Raw genomic sequence first — 19,078 nt, forward strand, 5'->3', positions numbered from 1 at the left:
GACTAGAGTGGGAAGGAAATGGATCCTCCTCAGCATGATGATTTTTGCCATGACCATATTAGCAGGTTGTGGAACAAATGGAATGGCTGCGAAGACCACGGATCAACTACTTGAAGGTGGATTTTGGCAGAGAAATGTTGTTTACTGGTTCGCTACAGCACTTGATACGTTCGCCAGTTGGTTCGGTGGTCAATATGGACTAGCCGTACTAGTAATGGTGATTATTGTTCGGACACTTATACTTCCATTAACCATTAAGCAAGTAAAAAGTTCGAGAGCGATGCAAGCTATTCAGCCTGAACTCGCTAAGCTTAAAGAGAAGTACAAGGATAACCCGGAACAACAACAACAGGAAACGATGAAGTTATTTCAAGAGAATAAGGTAAATCCAATGGCAGGGTGCTTACCCTTAATTGTTCAGATGCCAATATTTATCGCTCTCTATAACTCTATTTATGGAAATGAATTATTACGTCATGGTGAGTTCTTATGGTTACAACTTGGAGAACCGGACAAAACATTTATTCTTCCCTTTTTAGCTGCTATTACGACATTCTTTCAGACTAAAATGATGATGAAGATGAACCCGTCACCACAACAAGGTGCTATGAAGTTCATGATGATGGTCTATCCGGTATTGATATTCTTCATGTCATACAATTTCCCATCTGCGTTACCGTTATATTGGTTCTTCAGTAACTTGTATACGTTAATACAGAATTACTTCCTTTATCGCAACAATCCTAACACAGCTAATGTTTCTGGTGTTGCTGTAGCAGGTAGTAAATCGAATATTAAAGGAAGCCAAGCTAAGGGTAAAACAAATCATAATCATCCTAAGAAGAAATCGAAGGGGGCAAAAAGGTCTAAATGAGCAACGTCATCGCTTCAGGAAAAACCGTTGAAGAAGCTGTAAATAAGGGACTTTCCAAACTCGGTGTTAGCCAAGACCGTGTTACGGTGAATATACTTTCGCAGCCGTCAAAAGGATTCCTGGGACTGATTGGTGTCAGGCAAGCGAAAGTAGAACTTACTTTGCTTCCAGAAGTAGCACCAAATTCAGTTACCGAGACGGTGAAACCTCTATCTGAATCTAGCAATCATGATTTAGTAGAGGGAGACCCTTATGCCATAGCAGTACAATTCATTCTTGATGTTGGTAAAAGTATGGGGCTAGACGTGCAGGTGGAGATGCAGCATTCAAGAGAAGCTACAACACTTCATATTTTTGGACCTGATTTGGGACTTATGATTGGTAGAAGAGGCCAGACGCTGGATTCTCTTCAATACTTAGCGAACATCGTAGCCAATCGTGCATCGAGTAGTTATATAAGAATTATTCTTGATGCTGAGAACTTCCGCGAACGTCGCAAGAAGACGTTAGAAGAACTTGCAGATCGTTTGGCAGGACGTGTGATTCGTTCTCATAAAGAGGTTGTGCTTGAGCCAATGTCCCCTCAAGAGCGTAAGGTGATTCATGCCAAGCTTCAGGATCATAAACTGGTAAAGACCTACAGTAAAGGCGAAGATCCTAATAGGCGTGTAGTCATTTCGTTAAGGTAACGAGATTAAATAGATATATTGAACTTTAGACTTATTAACTTAAGTTCAATATATCGGATAGAATGAGCTTAAGTTCATTCTGTATAGATGCAATGACTCTCTGGGAAGTGAATTAGAGTCATTGCTTTTTATATTTTATAGGGAGAGGTGACACTGTTGATTAGTGATACTATAGCAGCCATTATTACAGCGGTTGGAGAAGCAGGGATTGCGGTCATTCGCGTCAGTGGGCCGGATGCGATTGTAGAAGTAGAACGAATATTTAAAAGCCGGATAAAGCTAACTGAAGCTGACTCGCATACTGTTCATTATGGACATGTTATTAATCCTCACACAGGAGAAGAGGTTGAAGAGGTACTGACTACTGTGATGCGGGGACCTCGGTCTTTTACAACGGAGAATGTCGTGGAGGTCAGTGCGCATGGTGGTGTAATCTCTGTTACGCGTGTGATGGATTTGTTATTGCAACAGAATATTCGATTGGCTGAGCCAGGTGAATTTACAAAGCGTGCCTTTCTGAACGGACGAATTGATTTATCACAAGCGGAAGCCGTTATTGATCTTATTCGCTCGAAATCGGATCGCGCCTTCTCTATTGCATTGAAACAAGTGAAGGGTGATCTTTCCCAACAAATTAAAAACCAAAGATTTACGTTGATTGAGACGATGGCTCATATTGAAGTAAATATTGATTATCCAGAGCATGATGTGGAGTCGATGACGTCTTCTTTTATTATGGAAAAGTGTAGTGAGGTTATGGAAGAAATTACGAAGTTATTAAAGACATCAAAGGAAGGAAAAATTCTTCGCGAAGGAATCACAACAGCCATCGTTGGTCGTCCTAATGTGGGGAAGTCCTCTTTGTTAAATACATTAGCACATGATAATAAAGCGATCGTAACGGATATTCCGGGAACGACACGTGATGTCATAGAAGAATTTATTACGATTAACAATATTCCATTAAAATTACTAGATACGGCGGGAATTCGTGATACGATGGATGTTGTTGAGCGGATTGGCGTAGAACGATCTAAGAATGCTGTGAATGAAGCAGATCTGATATTGCTTGTTTTAGATGCAAGTCAGCCTCTTCATGAGGATGAATTGGTATTAATGGAACAAATCCGTGGTAGACAATGTATTGTTATTACGAATAAAATGGACTTAGAATCCAAGATAGATATAGATGTAGTAAAAGGAAACTTCGATGAGGCATCTATTGTTCAAATGTCTGTAAAGGATCAAGAAGGTATTGATGCATTGGAGAATGCCATATCAAAGTTATTCTTCAGTGGTCAATTGGAATCAAATGATTTGACTTATGTAAGTAATGTTCGACATATTGCCTTATTAAAGAAGGCACATCAGTCATTACAAGATGCCTATGATGCTGCTGAACAACTTATTCCGATAGATATGATACAGATTGATGTGCGATTGGCTTGGGAACAGCTTGGAGAGATTATTGGTGATACAGCGGGAGAATCTCTGCTAGATCAAATCTTTTCACAATTTTGTTTGGGCAAATAGAGGGGGTAGGACGATGAGTTATGTAGGAAGCAATTATGATGTGATCGTGATTGGAGCAGGTCATGCTGGGGTTGAATCTGCCTTAGCTGCTGCTCGAATGGGCTGTAAGACATTGGTTATTACAATCAATTTAGATATGGTGGCCTTTTTGCCTTGTAATCCATCGATTGGTGGACCTGCAAAGGGGCATGTTGTGCGGGAAGTTGATGCACTTGGTGGCGAAATAGGTCGAAATGTTGACCGAACATTTATTCAATTGCGGATGCTCAATACAGGAAAGGGACCTGCTGTGCATGCACTACGGGCCCAAGCAGATAAATTTAATTATCAGCATACAATGAAGGAGACGTTGGAGAAGGAACCGAATCTAACGCTACGTCAGGGAATGGTTGATGAGTTAATCGTTGAAGATGGCCAATGTGTAGGTGTCCTAACGATGACGGGGACTGAATACCGAGCTAAATCGATCGTGTTAACGACAGGCACTTATTTACGAGGCAAGGTAATTATGGGTGAGTTAACTTACGAAAGTGGGCCTAATAATCAGCAACCATCAGTAAAACTAGCAGAGAATTTACGTGAGCTTGGCTTTGATCTCGTACGTTTCAAGACAGGAACTCCGATGCGTGTGCATAGAGATACGATTGATTTCAGCAAGACGGAGATCCAACCAGGGGATGATAATCCTAAGTTCTTCTCTCATGAAACTGAATCTTCTACGAATGAACAACTACCTTGTTGGTTAACATATACGACAGCTGAGACACAGGAGATTATTATGGCGAATCTTGATCGTGCGCCTATGTATTCCGGCCTTATTGAAGGAACAGGACCACGTTATTGTCCATCTATTGAGGATAAAGTTGTCCGGTTTAGTGATAAAGCAAGACACCAAATCTTTCTAGAACCGGAAGGTAAGAACACGGCAGAGTATTATGTTCAGGGCTTGTCGACTAGTATGCCAGAGGATGTACAAATTGCTATGTTGCATTCTGTTCCAGGTCTGGAAAAGGCAGAAATTATGCGCAATGGTTATGCTATTGAATATGATTCTATTGTGCCTACGCAACTATGGCCATCGCTAGAGACGAAGAAAATCCCGGGGTTATTTACTGCAGGTCAAATTAATGGAACATCTGGCTATGAGGAAGCAGCAGCACAAGGGATTATTGCTGGAATTAATGCTGCGCGTAAGGTGCAAGGCAAAGAGTCCATTGTACTTAGTCGCGCTCAAGGTTATATTGGAGTATTAATCGATGATTTGGTTACAAAAGGAACAAGTGAACCTTATCGACTGTTAACATCACGTGCTGAATACCGATTATTGCTTCGTCATGACAACGCTGACCTACGTCTTACACCGATTGGACATGAGATCGGTTTGATATCAGATGAAAGATATGAAAGATTTCTTAAGAAAAAGGAAACGGTTGAACTTGAAGTTGAACGTTTGCGTGTAGAGAAGGCGAGACCAAGTGAAGTGAATGCACTCTTGGAAGCATCGGACTCATCTCAAATTCAGGATGGTAGCAGTATGTTAGTTCTTTTGCGTCGACCTGAAATTAACTATAGTCATATTGAGCAACTGTCACCTTCGCCTTATGAATTAACTGAGGAAATGAAAGAACAAGTTGAAATTCAGATTAAATATGCAGGGTATATTGAAAAGCAAATGGCGCATGTGGAAAAGCTACAGAAGATGGAGAAAAAGAAGATTCCTGATTCTATTATATATGAAGAAATAAAGGGACTGGCTATTGAAGCACGACAAAAGCTAGCTAAGATTCGTCCGCTTTCAATTGGCCAAGCTACACGGATTGCAGGTGTTACACCTGCGGATATATCTGTCTTACTGATATATTTGGAGCATTATAACCGAGTAACTGCGGCAAGGGGGTAGATGATGGATACTATACAACTGTCATTTACCAGTCGTCTCCAGGAGCACGGGATTACGCTAAGTGAAATACAATTAAATCAATTTGAAACGTATTTCAAAGAGTTGGTCAGTTGGAATGAGAAAATGAATTTAACGGGGATAACCGAGCGGGAACAAGTATATACGAAACACTTCTACGATTCTATATCTCTAGCCTTCTTTATGGATATGAGTAAAGTAAAGACATTGGCTGATATCGGATCAGGAGCAGGATTTCCAGGCATTCCGCTGAAGATTTGTTTCCCAGAGCTACAATTAACAATTATTGACTCACTTAATAAAAGGATATCATTCCTTAAAAACATCGTAGAGAAGTTAAATCTCACAGGTGTTGAACTCATTCATGGTAGAGCAGAAGAATGGGGACAGAAACAAGGGTATCGAGATCACTTCGATTTAGTAACGGCTAGAGCAGTAGCAAAGTTAGCATTACTGAATGAATGGTGTCTACCTTTTGTACGTGTGGATGGGACATTTGCTGCAATGAAAGGTAGCGATCCTACGGAAGAAGTAAAAGAAGCGACATATAGTTTCAAACAATTAAAAGGTAAACTTAGTAAAGTTGAGAAATTCATTCTCCCTGTGGAGGAAGCTGAGCGACATATCGTTTTTGCTCAGAAGAAGGCTGCTACACCTCAGAAATATCCAAGAAGTCCAGGTGTTGCAGCTAAAGCTCCTCTTATATAAAAAGCCAATATAATGTTTCACGTGAAACATTATCGAAAAAAAGGACTATGTCTTTCCTATAAAGTAGGAGAGCGTATAGTCCTTTTTTTTATAGTATTAGTAAGTGAAAGTATCACGGGATACTCTGTTTCCTATATTCGCTCTAAACCGAGTACCGTGTTTGAAAAAGGACAGCTTAGCTGCTTCTATGTGATTTAATGAAACATCGCGTGATATGTTTATATAATCAGTAAAAAATGCAAATAATGGTGCTGATAGAATAGGATTATATCGAAAAAGATGATAGAATAGGTTAGAAGGAATCTCATGCAATACAATGCGGAAGATTGACTCTTACAAAAAAGTAGAATGTCCATAAATATACAAAACATAGGTTCTTTTTTGCTTTGTATAGTGTTTAGAAGGCTCTAAAGGCATAGTGGTCTGAAATGAATAGATTGATCCACAGTGATTCGGAGCTATTATGAAACTAGGTGGTAATATACGGAATGAAAGAACAATTTTCTAAGTTATTTGGTCTAACTGAACGGAATAATGCGGATGAAGTGAAACAAATTCCGGTTGAGGAGATCGTATCCAGTCCATATCAACCACGTACTATTTTTGATGAAAGTAAAATAGATGAGCTGTGCCAGACGATTAAAACATTAGGAGTTATTCAACCGATTGTTGTTCGTTTCCGTAATGACAAGTATGAGCTTGTTGCAGGGGAACGCAGATGGCGAGCCGTTAAGAAGCTTGGACTTGAGGTCATCCCTGCTATAGTCCGTGACTTTAATGATTCACAGGCAGCCTCTATCGCATTAATAGAAAACTTGCAACGTGAGGGATTAACATCCATTGAAGAGGCTGTAGCTTATCAGAATCTCATCGAATTACATCAATTAACACAAGAAAGTCTGGCCCAACGTTTAGGTAAAAGTCAGTCTACCATCGCGAACAAGGTTAGGTTGTTGAATCTTCCTGAAACGGTAAAGTTAGCTTTAATGGAACGGAAAATATCAGAACGACATGCACGTGCTTTATTATCACTTCCAACTGAAGAGTTACAACTTAAATTATTATCAGAAATTATAGCTAAAGAATTGAACGTTAAACAGACAGAAGCTAGAGTTGCTTATTATAAAGAGACTGTTCATGTTAAGAAATCAAAGCGTATATCATATTCTAAAGATGTTCGTCTCGCATTAAATACCATTAGACAGTCTATTGATATGGTATCTGGATCTGGAATGTCAATTAAGACGACCGAAAAGGACCATGAAGATCATTATGAAATTGTAATTAAAATTCCGAAAAGATCATAAGAGGTAGAAGCGAAATAGGCCCAACTCATATCTCACAGCCAACATGACGAGTCTAATATATTATTGAGGTGAAATAAGTGTCCAAAATTATTGCCATAGCAAATCAAAAGGGTGGGGTTGGGAAAACGACCACTTCCGTGAATCTGGGTGCTTGCTTGGCTTCCTTAGGCAAAAGAGTGCTTCTCGTTGATATTGATCCACAAGGGAATACAACAAGTGGAGTTGGTATTAATAAAGCTGATGTTGAGAATTGTATTTATGATGTCATTATTAATGAAGTTCATCCTAAAGACGCCATCGCTCATACCAATGTAGAAGGCCTACATATTATCCCTGCTACGATTCAATTGGCTGGAGCGGAAATAGAATTGGTCCCTACCATTTCTAGAGAACAACGGTTGAAGAAATCATTACATTTAGTTAAAGATATGTATGATTATGTTCTGATTGATTGTCCGCCATCACTCGGGATATTAACGATTAATTCACTTACAGCAGCTGATTCCGTGTTAATACCTATTCAATGTGAATATTATGCGTTAGAGGGCTTAAGTCAGTTACTTAATTCTATTAGGTTAGTTCAAAAGCATCTAAATACGTCATTACAAATTGAGGGCGTGTTATTAACAATGTTTGATGCTCGAACAAATCTGGGAATCCAAGTGATTGAGGAAGTGAAAAAGTATTTCCAAGACAAAGTATATAGAACCGTCATCCCTAGAAATGTCCGTTTGAGTGAAGCACCATCTCACGGGCAATCCATTATTACGTATGATCCACGCTCTAAAGGAGCAGAAGTTTACTTAGAGTTGGCAAAGGAAGTGGTTTCTTATGAGTAAGCGCTTGGGAAAGGGATTAGATGCTTTAATTCCATCACTTTCTATTAATGATGACGATAAAATTGTAGAAATCCCGTTGAGTCAGTTGCGTGCTAATCCGTATCAGCCGCGCAAAGAATTTAAAGAGGAAGCTATTCATGAATTAGCAGAATCTATTCGTCAACACGGTGTTATACAACCTATTATCGTCCGTAAAGTTCTTAAAGGATTTGAGATTATTGCTGGTGAGCGTCGGTTTCGAGCGTCTCAATATTGCGGTAAACCTACAATCCCAGCAGTTGTACGTAATTTTAGCGATCAGCAAGTGATGGAGATTGCTTTAATTGAGAATTTACAACGTGAGAACTTAAATGCGATGGAAGTTGCTGTAGCATATCAAGGACTGATGGAGCAATATTCATTAACACAAGAGGAACTGTCATTAAAAGTAGGAAAGTCTAGATCTCATATCGCTAACTTCTTACGTTTGCTGGCGTTGCCTGAGGAAGTTAAAGACTATGTTTCACGTGGAACATTATCAATGGGGCACGCAAGAGCTATCGTTGGAATTAAAGATACAGCAATCATTATACAGTTAGCTAAACAATGTGTTGAATATGAGTGGAGTGTTAGAGAGTTAGAGGAGACGGTGAAGAATTTAGATCGTAAGCCCGCTGAAACTCCAAAATCAACAACGAAGAAAATTGATCCCTATATTGATCATGTAGAGGAGTCACTTCGAGATCGCTTTAGAACGACAGTGAAAATTAAACAGAATAAAGATAAAGGTAAGATTGAATTGAATTATTATAGCAAGCAAGATTTAGAACGACTGTTGGAATTGTTGCAATAAGTGTAGATGGTGTAAATGCAGAGAGACATATCTGAGTTGGGGTGTGTCTTTCTGTGTCTTGAGGAGGTTGAGTCCAATGATTTACTTAGATCACGCGGCAACATCATGGCCTAAACCACCAGCTGTAATTCAAGCTATGAAGGTTGCGATGGAGGAGTCAGCGGCTAATCCTGGAAGGGGAAGCCACGCGATGGCCGTTAAGGCTAGTCGTGTTCTTTTCGAAAGTAGGATGCAATTGGCTAAACTGTTCTGTGTAAGAAATGCGAATGATATTGCCTTTACCAATAATACAACCCTTGCACTGAATATGGCGATAAAAGGGTTCCTACAAGAAGGAGATCATGTCGTTGCCACAATGGTAGAACATAACTCTGTTCGTCGTCCGTTAGAGTATCTGAAGAGAACGCTAGGGATTACGGTGGATTATGTACGAGTCAATGGAAAAGGTGAGTTGAATCTTCTTGATGTAGAGGTTGCATTGAGACAACCCACACGTTTGGTTGTGTGCACACATAGTTCGAATTTATTAGGAAGTATACTACCTGTTGAAGAGATAGGTGCATTAGCCCACAAATATGGTGCGATCTTCTTGGTGGATGCGGCACAGAGTGCGGGGATTCTGGATATTGATGTGGAGCGGATGAATATCGATATGATGGCTTTTCCAGGTCATAAGGGGTTGCTAGGACCTCAAGGGACTGGAGGCTTGTATATTGCTCCTTATGTAGAGTTGGAACCGCTTATTCATGGGGGAACAGGAAGCCAGTCTGAGGAGAAGGAACAGCCTTCTGTTCGTCCTGACCGTTATGAAGCAGGGACACCCAACACGGTTGGAATTGCAGGTCTACAAGTAGGAGTTAAAAAGGTGATTGAACTTACCCCTAAGCGGATATATAGTCATGAGTGGAATCTTACTCAACAACTTATGGATGGATTGGTCGATATACCAGGCGTTGCGTTATTAGGCCCCAATAAGGGAGATCCACGCACGGGTATTGTTTCTTTTGTGGTAGATAAGTATGACTCATCTGAGATGGCCTTTCGACTAGATCGTGAATACGATATTGCTGTAAGGGCGGGTTTCCATTGTACCCCTCTTGCTCATTATGCCGTACATACGGATAAAAGCGGTGCTGTACGTGCTAGTGTAGGAGTCGAGACGACAGAAATAGAAATAGACATGTTAATCAAGGCCATGAAACAAATGTGTAAATGAAACAGGAAAAGGAATGAAGCATCCATGTCAGATCTCAATGATTTAATCATAGAACATGTAGCGCTATATATTGGAATCATTATGTTTATTGTATTGGTATTGTTAATCTTGATGTTCATGCAATTATTTAAATTAAATAAATTGCGTCGTAGATATGAGCAGATGATGTCTGGCGATGGTGTGGAGAATTTAGAGGGTCTCCTAATTGATCTGAAGTTACAACTTGATCGGTTGCAAGAGGATCATGGTCAACAGCGAGAAACGCTAGAAAGTACGTTGAACAAGATGCAATCGGTAAAAGGGCATGTTGGACTAATTAAATACAATGCATTTGAAGAACGTGGTAGTGACTTAAGTTTCTCCGTTGCGATCATCGACGATCACTCTGATGGTATTGTTCTTACATCGATCTACAGTAGGGAGAATTCCTATATATACGCTAAACCGCTTAAACAAGGCGATTCAACATACACATTGTCTACAGAAGAGAAGCGAGCGATTACTCTCGCAAAGCAAACATTGTTGAGTGGGATTTCCACTCTTTAATCGCGGTGTATAAACTAATCGCAATAATATCAGATAAGCGCATAACTAAACTTAAACGTGTGTTCTGCAAAACAAAGTATTCCATGAAGCCGCCGACGTTAACGATTCCAGTTAGATGGATATCGCCTACAGGCGGTAATTGTTTATGTACCCCAGCTCCTGGCGCGAGAGGACCATCTATGATCTGGATACAACCAATACTAGAAGATTGTCCTAAACAGGCATCAATACCGATAACGAATGGTTGATGATAAGTCTTATATATAGAAGAGATATTGTCCTGTAGATTAACCGCATGGACAGGGTCTTCTAATGTACCGTAAATATGAAATAGTGGACTCTCATAACGGGATAATAAAGTGCCTACGAGTGGACCGAGACTATCCCCTGTAGATCGGTCGGTACCTACACATACTATAATAATAGGCTGACCCTCTTTTACCTGAGAAAGATGGAAGAGCAAGCGATGAGTGAGTGTTGAATGGATTTCAGGATCGGTATGTGGTATTTTTAAGCAAGAAGGTTGCTGATTTGGCATTGGTTTGGAAAGAGGACTCATAGGATCTTCCTTTCATTGGCAGATAGTAGTATCTAGTATATGGACGAAGAGGGTTATTTATACGTAGGTTCTATTGAATCTATTAATTTGGATGATGAAATAGGCTATAAATTAAGAAATGGGAGGCTGAATGATGGAAGAAGGGCTTCTTATTGCGTTTGATTCCACGCAGCAGGCGTTACGAGCTGAGATGTTGCTGGAATATGCAAATATTGAGATTGACTTGTTTCCAACACCTAAAGATGTTACAGCTGGATGCGCATTATCTATTCTATTCCCTAGTGAGGAGTTAGCTGTTGTTCAGAACATCATTGAACAAGAGAAGGTTGAGATCCGCGGGATATTTATGAAGAACAACTTAGAGCATTATGAAGCCATTTAGATGTAAGGAGGAACAGTCTTGCCATACTTGGATGTTGAAAGTGTAGATCCAGAGGCAGTCATTGTGGAGGTGCTGAGATTTAAGGATAAGGTATGGAACTGGCTAACGGATGTGGACATGTGGATGTCCGTTCTCATTGCAGGCATACGAATTATTATCATTATTTTGCTTAGTCGTTTAATAATTAAGATTGTATACAAGTTAATCGATCAATCATTGGCTCGTCAGGAGAATAGTAAGCTGAGAATGAATCCGCGTAGATTTGTGACTGTGAGTGGATTAATGAGGAATATTACTTCTGTGGCGTGTAACTTTATTATGGTTTTGATTGTTTTGGCTGAGTTTAATTTTGAATTAGCTCCGTTACTTGCGGGAGCAGGGGTGTTGGGTCTAGCCATCGGGTTCGGAGCACAAAGTTTAGTTAAAGATGTGATTACCGGATTCTTCATTATACTAGAGGATCAGTTCGCAGTGGGTGATGTGATCCAGACAGGTACTTTTAGAGGTACAGTGGAAATGATCGGCATTCGGACAACTCGGATCGTAAGCCATACGGGTGAAGTTTATATTTTGCCTAATGGAGGGATTACTACGGTGACTAACTTTTCATTATCTAATGCCTTGGCAATTGTAGATATCCCTATGAAGAATGAACATCATCTTGAAGATACGCTTAAACTTATACAGCGAGCGACAGAAGGGATGATCGAAGGTAGGATGGAAATGATCAGAACGCCTGATGTGCTTGGTATCCAAGCCTTAAGTACAAGTGAATATGCAATTCGTATTGTAGCAGATTGTCTGCCCAATACTCGTGACGAGGTTGAACGTCAAATTCAGATGGTGATTAAGCGGGCTCTTGAGGAAGAAGAGTCTTTACAATTAGGGCTGGTGGAACAGAACAATCCACAGTAAGAGAAGGCGGGAAGGAGTAGAAAAATGGAACGTAAAGTATTTCAATTAGGCGATGTTGTACAGATGAAGAAGCAACATCCATGTGGGAGTAATGAAATGGAGATCATCCGTATGGGGATGGATATTCGGATTAAATGTGTAGGTTGTCAGCACAGTGTACTTGTTCCGCGTGTGAAATTTGAGAAGAATATGAAGAAGGTTCTTCGTTCTACGATACCTCCGTCAGAAACGATGGAATAAAGGGCTTAGCGAGTAGTTTGTAATTGCAATTTCATGCTCTTCACGGTATAATAAACTCTGCTGTGGAAAGGTACCCAAGTGGTCCAAGGGGGCTGACTCGAAATCAGTTAGGCGTCGCAAGGCGTGCGTGGGTTCGACTCCCACTCTTTCCGCCATTACTATTTTTCCTACGTATATAAGACCTTCCACTTCATGTGGAAGGTCTTTTTTGAAAGATCAGGCTGGAATAAGTGCCCGAATGACACTTATTTATCAGGATAACCCAGTTTATTTAAATATGACTGAAAGCCAATGTGGTTTCAACAGATGTGAACCAAAGAAGGACCCATAAGGGCCCTTCTTTGTAGCGGTGCGTGTCGATTTGGAATTCATCTACAGTCACATTTTACAGTGAAACTTCGGATTTCCGGTGATTTGTTTGAAATACAAGAAAAGTTTAAGCTTTACGCTAATTCTTGCTTATATCTCTCACAGACACAGATTTCGACCCCCAACTTAATGTAAGGCTGATGTTGTATCTGCTTGACTAAGTAGTCCAACGGAACCACACCTCTCTCATGCACCGCTTGCTAATATTATGATTAGGTAAGAGGGATCTTATACATGAACTTAATAAAAATTTATTTTAGCGATAATTAATGTGACTTTCCTTTGTCTTTCATTTTCCACTTTCGATTCTGGTTGCTCGTGTTAGGGAATCGTTCTCCCTTTTGAAGCTTAACATGCTTAGGGTCTAGAATGGGAGTATCAATACCGATTTCCCCAAACTCCATGTAATGACCGTTCTTTGGGGCCTTGTCTCCCGGTCTAAATTCTGTATGTTCGCCCATTATGATATCCTCCTTGAAATAAAAATGGATTACCCCATTAGTGTGTACCAGTTACAAAGAATCATGTGTCCAATGATTGGACTTGCGTACAGCATGACAATTAGGTATAATGTTTAGGTGCGAGTTAACGCTCGCTCCTTGCTCCTGACGTTAGATCAGGGGCCGTGAGACCATAAGGAGGTGAAATGATATGCGCAAATATGAAGTAATGTACATTATTCGTCCTGATATTGAGCAGGATGCAGTCCAAGCTGCAGTCGAAAAATTCCAAGGCATTATCTCCAACGGTGGGGAAATTACAAAGCATGATGTAATGGGTAAACGCCGTCTTGCGTATGAGATTAAGAAATTTAATGATGGTACTTTCGTTCTAGTTAACTTCAACGGTACACCAGAAGTTATTAATGAACTTGAGCGTCTAATGAAAATTTCTGACGATATTATTCGTTATCTCATTACCAATGATGTTGCTTAATTCGTTTTTTGCTTTGTAGTTAAATCGCTTGAGGGAGGGGACTTAATTTGTTGAATCGTGTCATTCTGATCGGCCGATTAACGAAGGATCCAGAATTGCGCTACACACCTTCAGGGGTAGCGGTTACGCAATTTACGCTTGCTGTAGATCGTTCATTTACGGCTCAAGGCGGGGAACGCGAAGCGGATTTCATTCCGATCGTAACCTGGAGACAACTTGCTGAGACTTGCGCCAACTATTTACGTAAGGGCCGTCTGACGGCAGTAGAAGGACGCATTCAAGTGCGTAATTATGAGAATAATGAAGGTAAACGTGTATACGTCACCGAGATTATTGCTGATAATGTTCGTTTCTTGGAATCATCTAACCGCGAAGGCGGAAGTGGTGGAGGTAATACTGCAACACGTGAAGAGCCTTCAAACGGTGGCGAGGGGCGCGGAAATCAAGCCTCACGCAATACAAACAACAATCAAGATCCTTTTTCCGATGACGGAAAACCGATAGATATTTCGGATGATGATTTGCCATTTTAATTATGGAAGGGACTGACTAGCATGGCTTTTAAACCAAGAGAATCTGCTGATAACGATAAGAGACCGGCACGCCGCGGTGGACGTAATAAGCGTAAAAAGGTATGTTTCTTTACTGCTAACAAAATTACTCACATTGATTATAAAGATATCGATTTGCTTAAGAAGTTTGTTAGCGAACGCGGAAAGATTTTGCCGCGTCGTGTAACAGGAACTAGTGCAAAATATCAACGTGCTTTGACAATTGCTATTAAACGCTCACGTCAAATCGCTTTGATGCCATACACTACTGAATAGTAGTCTATACTTGTACATGAAAGAGACAGCTGCCTAGAGGCGGCTGTCTTTTTTTGTTTGAAAGAATAGACTTTTTTGAAGAAATGCATAAATCTATCATGCGTAGCTAATATATGAGAGTCAAATAACAGTGTCATTTATTGAGGAATATTAGCGAAAACACCAGAATGTTATATAATCTAACGCGTATTATTACATAAACCGACAAAAAACTAGAATAAGTGCTATATAATATAAAATCTCAAATACAATTATGGAAGTTAATGAAACATAATGAAGTGTATGCGGTTTTATTTTAAATGGAAGTTACACAAAAAATAGGTTGACGTGAGTTATTATAACACTGTATGATTTACATTAATTTAACAGAGGGATTAATTCCCTTATCACGCTATTATTGACCGTTGGTTTATTTCGCTTTAAAGCGTTAGTGTACTGTCTGACTATTGTGAATGCACAATGGAGGAAAATTTAACATCATGAAAAGCATCTATAAAGATTAGTATCAGCCATTCCAAGATGATCCGTAGGAGGGTGATTAATTAACATTATAGGATTCTTTCAGAATATGAATAGTTACATGGTGTTAAATAATCTCGAGGGGGACTTACTTTGAAGAAGAAACTATCAAGTATGATGCTAATACTCTTAGTTATGATTACCATTTTGTCAGCATGTTCAGGAAATAATATCGCAGAACCAGCTAAAGAAACTCCACCAGCTACTGAAACGATCAAGCCTGCGGAACCCGCAGAAACAGTAGAACCGGTAGCGACGGATGAGGGGAAGAATGATGGTGTATTCCCAGCTAGCGACCTTTCGCTGAACCCAGCGGCTGCTGCGAATCGTGCAGACACACTCATTATTGGTATGGTAGCTCCCAATGGTACATTTAACCCGTTATTCTGGTCTACAGCTTACGATAAATATGTTGTTGAAACCGTATTCGATAGTTTCCTTATCGTTCAAGGGGATGGGACGTACAAAGAGCATCTTGCTGAAAGTGTGGATGTTTCTGAAGATGGGTTGAAATATACATTTAAGTTGAAGTCAGGTATTAAGTATAGTGATGGAACGCCGGTCACAGTCAAGGATATCTTGTTCGCACTAAAAGTGCTTCATGATCCAACGTATGATGGAGAAACGGATATTCTATCTTTAAAAGTTGCAGGTGGTCAGGAATTTCATGATGGTAAGTCCAAGGATATTTCTGGTGTAACCATTATTGATGATAATACAATTGAAATTAATGTTACTGAAAAAACAGCTATTACAAGAACTGATCTGGGTGAAATTTACTTCATGCCTGAATCTTACTATGGTAAAGGGTATGAATTTGGTAAATTGGATTCAATTAAAGAACTGAATGATAAACCGATTGGTAGCGGTAAATACATCATGAAGAATCATGCTGCAGGTCAAGAAGTGGTATTTGAGGCAAACGCAGACTACTTTGCTGGTGCTCCAAAGGTGAAGAACTTGATCTTTAAGGCAACAACAGATGATACGAAGCTTGCGATGCTTCAAGCTGGTGAGATCGATATGGATATGGTTACAGTGAATGAGGATAATGTAGAAGAATTACAAATATTAGGATTTCTAGATGTTCATATATTCCCAACTAATGGATATGGGTATATTGCTTTTAACCATAAGGACAATAAATTCAAAGATGTTAAGGTTCGTCAGGCTTTAACAATCGGTCTGAACCGTAAAGAAGTTGTAGAAGGTTCTTTTGGTAAATATGCAGATGTAATCAATGTTCCAGAATCAAAAGTAGGTTGGGCTTACACAGATGAAGGTATTGAGTCGTATGACTTCGATATTGAGAAGGCAAAATCACTTCTTGATGAAGCAGGTTGGATAGTTGGAGCGGATGGTATTCGTGAAAAAGACGGAGAAAAGTTCAAGATTAACTTCTCCGCAACAGCAGATAACTCAGTTGTAGAGGCATTGCTTCCAATCATGACGAAGAACTACAAAGATCTAGGTGTTGATATTTCTTCAGAAACACTTGATTTCAATGCTATTATCGCTAAGCAAAAAGCTGGAAATTTCGAAATGTACTTCGCAGCTTGGGGCTTGACACCAGATCCAGATAACACGGTGTATACTTCTGATGGTGCACAGAACAATATCGGTTATGGTAGTGCTAAAGTAGATGAGCTAATGAGAAAGGGAAAAGTTGAACTAGATCAAGAAAAACGTAAAGAAATTTACAAAGAAATGTATCAAGAGCTTAATGCTGATCTCCCTTACATCTATATGTATCAAAGAAGAGATATGTGGCCTATTAACGGAAGAATTAAAGGGTTCGACCTTACTCCATATAAGAACTTTACGTATAGCCTGAACCAAGTGGAAATTGCACAATAATAATCATAGAACAAGAAGAATAGAAGAATAGAAGGATATATGCTCAGCCCCTAGGGGCTGAGCATATATCCATTATAAAGTCAGGAGGAATAATATGAGGCAGTACATATTCCGTAGACTGCTGCAAATGATTCCGACACTCATTGGGATCACTATGATTGTGTTTGCAATTTCCCGTATGGTTCCAGGAGATTATATTACGGCTAAAGCCTCTCCTAATATGACAGCAGAGAAAGAAGCACAGCTTCGTGAAATCTACGGCCTAGATAAGCCAATAGGTAAAGCTTATATTGACTGGGTGGGAAATATGGCTGTAGGTGATATGGGTGATTCGCTACAACATAAGAAACCGGTCACCAAGGTCATTGATACGTATGTTTGGAATTCCGTTGTCATTGCATTTACAAGTTTAGTATTAAGTTGGATTATTGCTATATTCGCAGGGGTGTTCTCTGCTAAATTTCAACATTCATTCTTGGATAAGATGATTACGCTGTTTATATTTCTCTGTATGTCGCTACCTTCGTTCTTCATAGGACTCCTACTTATATTAGTAGTCAGCCTAAATCTCGGGCTTACCCCTGTAGGAGGTATGACGACAGCAGGACTTGGGGCTACCGGATGGGACTATATCATGGATGTAGCTCATCATATGCTCCTACCGACTATTGTGTTGACGATGATTAGTACGGGGAGTCTTACACGCTATTTCCGTACCTCTATGCTGGAAGTCATCCGTCAGGATTATATTCGAACAGCGCGGGCAAAAGGGCTGAAAGAGCGAACGGTTATATTCAAACATGCCCTACGTAATGCGATGATTCCTGCGATTACTTTACTTGGATTTGAACTACCTGCTTTGTTTGGTGGCGCGATTATACTGGAGAAGATATTTATTTGGCCGGGGATTGGCCAAGTATATCTAGGATCTATCAGTATGCGTGACTATCCGTTTATGCTCGGGTTCACGATATTCCTTGCTGTACTAACATTGCTAGGCAATCTGCTCTCCGACGTATTATATGGAGTTGCAGATCCAAGAATTCGCCTGAAGTAGGAGGAGATTCAGTTGTCCGTAGACATAGCCATAAGGGAGACAAATGTACAAGTTACAACGAAAGCATCCTCTTCTCCATGGAGATTGGCGATGCGCAGATTTGTGAAGAACAGGTTAGCATTAATGGGACTTATCATACTAACATTTATGTTTATACTCAGTTTTGTAGGTCCGTTGCTATCCCCCTATAGTGTGGGGGACTATAGCATTGCTAATAAGAATTTAGCACCTCATTGGGCTCATTGGTTAGGTACCGACAAGCTAGGGCGAGATATTCTGCTTAGAATGATGCTCGCCGGTAGGATCTCTTTGACTGTTGGATTAGTGGCTACGTCCATATCGGTGGCCATCGGAGCAACGCTAGGCGCGATTGCTGGGTTTTATCGTAAAGGAATTGACGCGGTCATTATGCGTATTGCTGATATATTCATGGCACTACCGACACTGCCAATACTGATCATTCTGGGTGCGGTGTTATCTGATCTCAAAGTAGATTCTGGCAATCGTATATACTTTCTTATGTTGATCATTGGTGTTTTGGGGTGGACGGGTCTATCTCGACTTGTACGAGGACAAATTTTATCACTTCGAGAGATGGAATTTATGCAAGCAACAGAAGCCCTTGGATTACGTGATCGTCGTAAAATATTTCGGCATCTGATCCCTAATGTTGTTCCCATTATTATTGTCTCTGCCACATTGGGAGTGGCGGGAGCCATCCTGTATGAATCAGCTCTGAGTTTCTTAGGAGTTGGTGTAGTACCTCCAACGCCATCATGGGGGAATATGATCTCAGCAGCGAATAATATGATTGATTTCCGTAAAAGGCCATGGCTGTGGATTCCACCAGGAATGTGTATTCTTATGACCGTTGTTGCGATCAATCTTATCGGTGAGGGCCTTCGTGATGCCCTGGATCCAAAAATGAAGAAATAGGGCACCTATATGCTTAAGA

General features: G+C 40.2%; 21 protein-coding genes and 1 tRNA gene. 20 read left to right on the forward strand and 2 right to left on the reverse strand.

The genetic code is table 11. From position 1 onward, the window contains the following. Window positions 1-82 precede the first annotated feature (82 nt). The 10 genes from AC1TO9_RS08130 (at window position 83) to AC1TO9_RS08175 (ending at window position 10,462) form a co-directional block, all read left to right on the forward strand. Entirely contained in the window at window positions 83-874 is a 792-nt protein-coding gene (locus AC1TO9_RS08130; RefSeq protein ID WP_482055952.1) for a YidC/Oxa1 family membrane protein insertase, read from the forward strand. Next, the gene (jag, locus tag AC1TO9_RS08135) at window positions 871-1,563 is read left to right on the forward strand and encodes an RNA-binding cell elongation regulator Jag/EloR (RefSeq protein WP_482055697.1); all 693 of its coding nucleotides are present in this window, start codon (window positions 871-873) and stop codon (window positions 1,561-1,563) included. Before AC1TO9_RS08130 ends, jag begins: the two co-directional genes overlap by 4 nt. A 156-nt stretch (window positions 1,564-1,719) precedes the next feature. Further along, window positions 1,720-3,096, forward strand: a complete 1,377-nt coding sequence (mnmE, locus tag AC1TO9_RS08140) for a tRNA uridine-5-carboxymethylaminomethyl(34) synthesis GTPase MnmE (RefSeq protein WP_482058848.1) — start codon at window positions 1,720-1,722, stop codon at window positions 3,094-3,096. A gap of 13 nt (window positions 3,097-3,109) precedes the next feature. Then, window positions 3,110-4,996, forward strand: a complete 1,887-nt coding sequence (gene mnmG / locus AC1TO9_RS08145) for a tRNA uridine-5-carboxymethylaminomethyl(34) synthesis enzyme MnmG (RefSeq protein ID WP_482055699.1) — start codon at window positions 3,110-3,112, stop codon at window positions 4,994-4,996. 3 nt (window positions 4,997-4,999) lie between these two features. Further along, window positions 5,000-5,722: a 16S rRNA (guanine(527)-N(7))-methyltransferase RsmG gene (rsmG, locus tag AC1TO9_RS08150; protein WP_482058849.1), complete on the forward strand. Its 723-nt coding sequence runs from the start codon at window positions 5,000-5,002 to the stop codon at window positions 5,720-5,722. Between the two features lie 488 nt (window positions 5,723-6,210). Further along, complete coding sequence (gene noc / locus AC1TO9_RS08155; protein ID WP_482055701.1) at window positions 6,211-7,029, forward strand: nucleoid occlusion protein; 819 nt, start codon at window positions 6,211-6,213, stop codon at window positions 7,027-7,029. Window positions 7,030-7,106: 77 nt separating this feature from the next. Continuing rightward, a complete protein-coding gene (locus AC1TO9_RS08160; RefSeq protein ID WP_482055702.1) occupies window positions 7,107-7,868 on the forward strand; it encodes a ParA family protein in 762 nt (253 codons plus the stop codon). Continuing rightward, the gene (locus AC1TO9_RS08165; protein ID WP_482058850.1) at window positions 7,861-8,700 is read left to right on the forward strand and encodes a ParB/RepB/Spo0J family partition protein; all 840 of its coding nucleotides are present in this window, start codon (window positions 7,861-7,863) and stop codon (window positions 8,698-8,700) included. The genes AC1TO9_RS08160 and AC1TO9_RS08165 overlap by 8 nt, the downstream gene beginning before the upstream one ends. Window positions 8,701-8,767: 67 nt before the next feature. Further along, window positions 8,768-9,916, forward strand: a complete 1,149-nt coding sequence (locus AC1TO9_RS08170; protein WP_482058851.1) for an aminotransferase class V-fold PLP-dependent enzyme — start codon at window positions 8,768-8,770, stop codon at window positions 9,914-9,916. Window positions 9,917-9,940: 24 nt separating this feature from the next. Beyond that, complete coding sequence (locus AC1TO9_RS08175; protein ID WP_482055705.1) at window positions 9,941-10,462, forward strand: DUF4446 family protein; 522 nt, start codon at window positions 9,941-9,943, stop codon at window positions 10,460-10,462. Here the strand turns inward: AC1TO9_RS08175 and yyaC are convergent. Further along, window positions 10,416-11,021, reverse strand: a complete 606-nt coding sequence (gene yyaC, locus AC1TO9_RS08180; RefSeq protein WP_482055706.1) for a spore protease YyaC — start codon at window positions 11,019-11,021, stop codon at window positions 10,416-10,418. The two genes, AC1TO9_RS08175 and yyaC, sit on opposite strands and share 47 nt — an antisense overlap. Window positions 11,022-11,154: 133 nt before the next feature. Here yyaC and AC1TO9_RS08185 point away from each other — a divergent pair, with 133 nt between their 5' ends. The 4 genes from AC1TO9_RS08185 to AC1TO9_RS08200 all read left to right on the forward strand — a co-directional run bounded on the left by AC1TO9_RS08185 (window position 11,155) and on the right by AC1TO9_RS08200 (window position 12,713). Then, complete coding sequence (locus AC1TO9_RS08185) at window positions 11,155-11,403, forward strand: putative Se/S carrier protein (protein WP_482055953.1); 249 nt, start codon at window positions 11,155-11,157, stop codon at window positions 11,401-11,403. 18 nt (window positions 11,404-11,421) lie between these two features. Continuing rightward, window positions 11,422-12,318, forward strand: a complete 897-nt coding sequence (locus AC1TO9_RS08190) for a mechanosensitive ion channel family protein (protein ID WP_482055707.1) — start codon at window positions 11,422-11,424, stop codon at window positions 12,316-12,318. Between the two features lie 24 nt (window positions 12,319-12,342). Beyond that, window positions 12,343-12,558 carry a DUF951 domain-containing protein gene (locus tag AC1TO9_RS08195; RefSeq protein ID WP_438348365.1) on the forward strand — a complete coding sequence of 72 codons (216 nt, stop codon included), beginning with the start codon at window positions 12,343-12,345 and terminating at the stop codon, window positions 12,556-12,558. A gap of 64 nt (window positions 12,559-12,622) precedes the next feature. Then, window positions 12,623-12,713, forward strand: a tRNA-Ser gene (locus AC1TO9_RS08200). Between the two features lie 480 nt (window positions 12,714-13,193). Here AC1TO9_RS08200 and AC1TO9_RS08205 read toward each other — a convergent pair. Continuing rightward, complete coding sequence (locus AC1TO9_RS08205) at window positions 13,194-13,388, reverse strand: YjzC family protein (protein ID WP_482055708.1); 195 nt, start codon at window positions 13,386-13,388, stop codon at window positions 13,194-13,196. A 190-nt stretch (window positions 13,389-13,578) separates the two neighbouring features. Between AC1TO9_RS08205 and rpsF the strand changes: the two genes are divergently transcribed. The 6 genes from rpsF to opp4C all read left to right on the forward strand — a co-directional run bounded on the left by rpsF (window position 13,579) and on the right by opp4C (window position 19,059). Then, entirely contained in the window at window positions 13,579-13,863 is a 285-nt protein-coding gene (rpsF, locus tag AC1TO9_RS08210; RefSeq protein ID WP_482055709.1) for a 30S ribosomal protein S6, read from the forward strand. A 47-nt stretch (window positions 13,864-13,910) separates the two neighbouring features. Continuing rightward, the gene (gene ssb / locus AC1TO9_RS08215) at window positions 13,911-14,396 is read left to right on the forward strand and encodes a single-stranded DNA-binding protein (protein WP_482055710.1); all 486 of its coding nucleotides are present in this window, start codon (window positions 13,911-13,913) and stop codon (window positions 14,394-14,396) included. A 21-nt stretch (window positions 14,397-14,417) separates the two neighbouring features. Then, window positions 14,418-14,690: a 30S ribosomal protein S18 gene (gene rpsR / locus AC1TO9_RS08220; RefSeq protein WP_438348368.1), complete on the forward strand. Its 273-nt coding sequence runs from the start codon at window positions 14,418-14,420 to the stop codon at window positions 14,688-14,690. A 633-nt stretch (window positions 14,691-15,323) separates the two neighbouring features. Then, complete coding sequence (locus AC1TO9_RS08225) at window positions 15,324-17,066, forward strand: ABC transporter substrate-binding protein (protein WP_482055954.1); 1,743 nt, start codon at window positions 15,324-15,326, stop codon at window positions 17,064-17,066. A 94-nt stretch (window positions 17,067-17,160) separates the two neighbouring features. Continuing rightward, window positions 17,161-18,123, forward strand: a complete 963-nt coding sequence (locus tag AC1TO9_RS08230; protein ID WP_482055711.1) for an ABC transporter permease — start codon at window positions 17,161-17,163, stop codon at window positions 18,121-18,123. Window positions 18,124-18,135: 12 nt separating this feature from the next. Next, window positions 18,136-19,059: an oligopeptide ABC transporter permease gene (gene opp4C, locus AC1TO9_RS08235; protein WP_482058852.1), complete on the forward strand. Its 924-nt coding sequence runs from the start codon at window positions 18,136-18,138 to the stop codon at window positions 19,057-19,059. Window positions 19,060-19,078: the final 19 nt, after the last annotated feature.

This window comes from Paenibacillus sp. Y916 (genome assembly GCF_056786435.1).

Bases quoted from the DNA above. Each gene is read 5' to 3' on its own strand.
- rpsF (WP_482055709.1), top strand. From the start codon at position 13,579: ATGCGCAAATATGAAGTAATGTACATTATTCGTCCTGATATTGAGCAG.
- mnmG (WP_482055699.1), top strand. From the start codon at position 3,110: ATGAGTTATGTAGGAAGCAATTATGATGTGATCGTGATTGGAGCAGGT.
- AC1TO9_RS08225 (WP_482055954.1), top strand. From the start codon at position 15,324: ATGATGCTAATACTCTTAGTTATGATTACCATTTTGTCAGCATGTTCA.
- AC1TO9_RS08165 (WP_482058850.1), top strand. From the start codon at position 7,861: ATGAGTAAGCGCTTGGGAAAGGGATTAGATGCTTTAATTCCATCACTT.
- jag (WP_482055697.1), top strand. From the start codon at position 871: ATGAGCAACGTCATCGCTTCAGGAAAAACCGTTGAAGAAGCTGTAAAT.
- noc (WP_482055701.1), top strand. From the start codon at position 6,211: ATGAAAGAACAATTTTCTAAGTTATTTGGTCTAACTGAACGGAATAAT.
- AC1TO9_RS08195 (WP_438348365.1), top strand. From the start codon at position 12,343: ATGGAACGTAAAGTATTTCAATTAGGCGATGTTGTACAGATGAAGAAG.
- AC1TO9_RS08175 (WP_482055705.1), top strand. From the start codon at position 9,941: ATGTCAGATCTCAATGATTTAATCATAGAACATGTAGCGCTATATATT.
- AC1TO9_RS08185 (WP_482055953.1), top strand. From the start codon at position 11,155: ATGGAAGAAGGGCTTCTTATTGCGTTTGATTCCACGCAGCAGGCGTTA.
- AC1TO9_RS08230 (WP_482055711.1), top strand. From the start codon at position 17,161: ATGAGGCAGTACATATTCCGTAGACTGCTGCAAATGATTCCGACACTC.
- rsmG (WP_482058849.1), top strand. From the start codon at position 5,000: ATGGATACTATACAACTGTCATTTACCAGTCGTCTCCAGGAGCACGGG.
- AC1TO9_RS08130 (WP_482055952.1), top strand. From the start codon at position 83: ATGGCTGCGAAGACCACGGATCAACTACTTGAAGGTGGATTTTGGCAG.
- AC1TO9_RS08205 (WP_482055708.1), bottom strand. From the start codon at position 13,388: ATGGGCGAACATACAGAATTTAGACCGGGAGACAAGGCCCCAAAGAAC.
- yyaC (WP_482055706.1), bottom strand. From the start codon at position 11,021: ATGAGTCCTCTTTCCAAACCAATGCCAAATCAGCAACCTTCTTGCTTA.
- rpsR (WP_438348368.1), top strand. From the start codon at position 14,418: ATGGCTTTTAAACCAAGAGAATCTGCTGATAACGATAAGAGACCGGCA.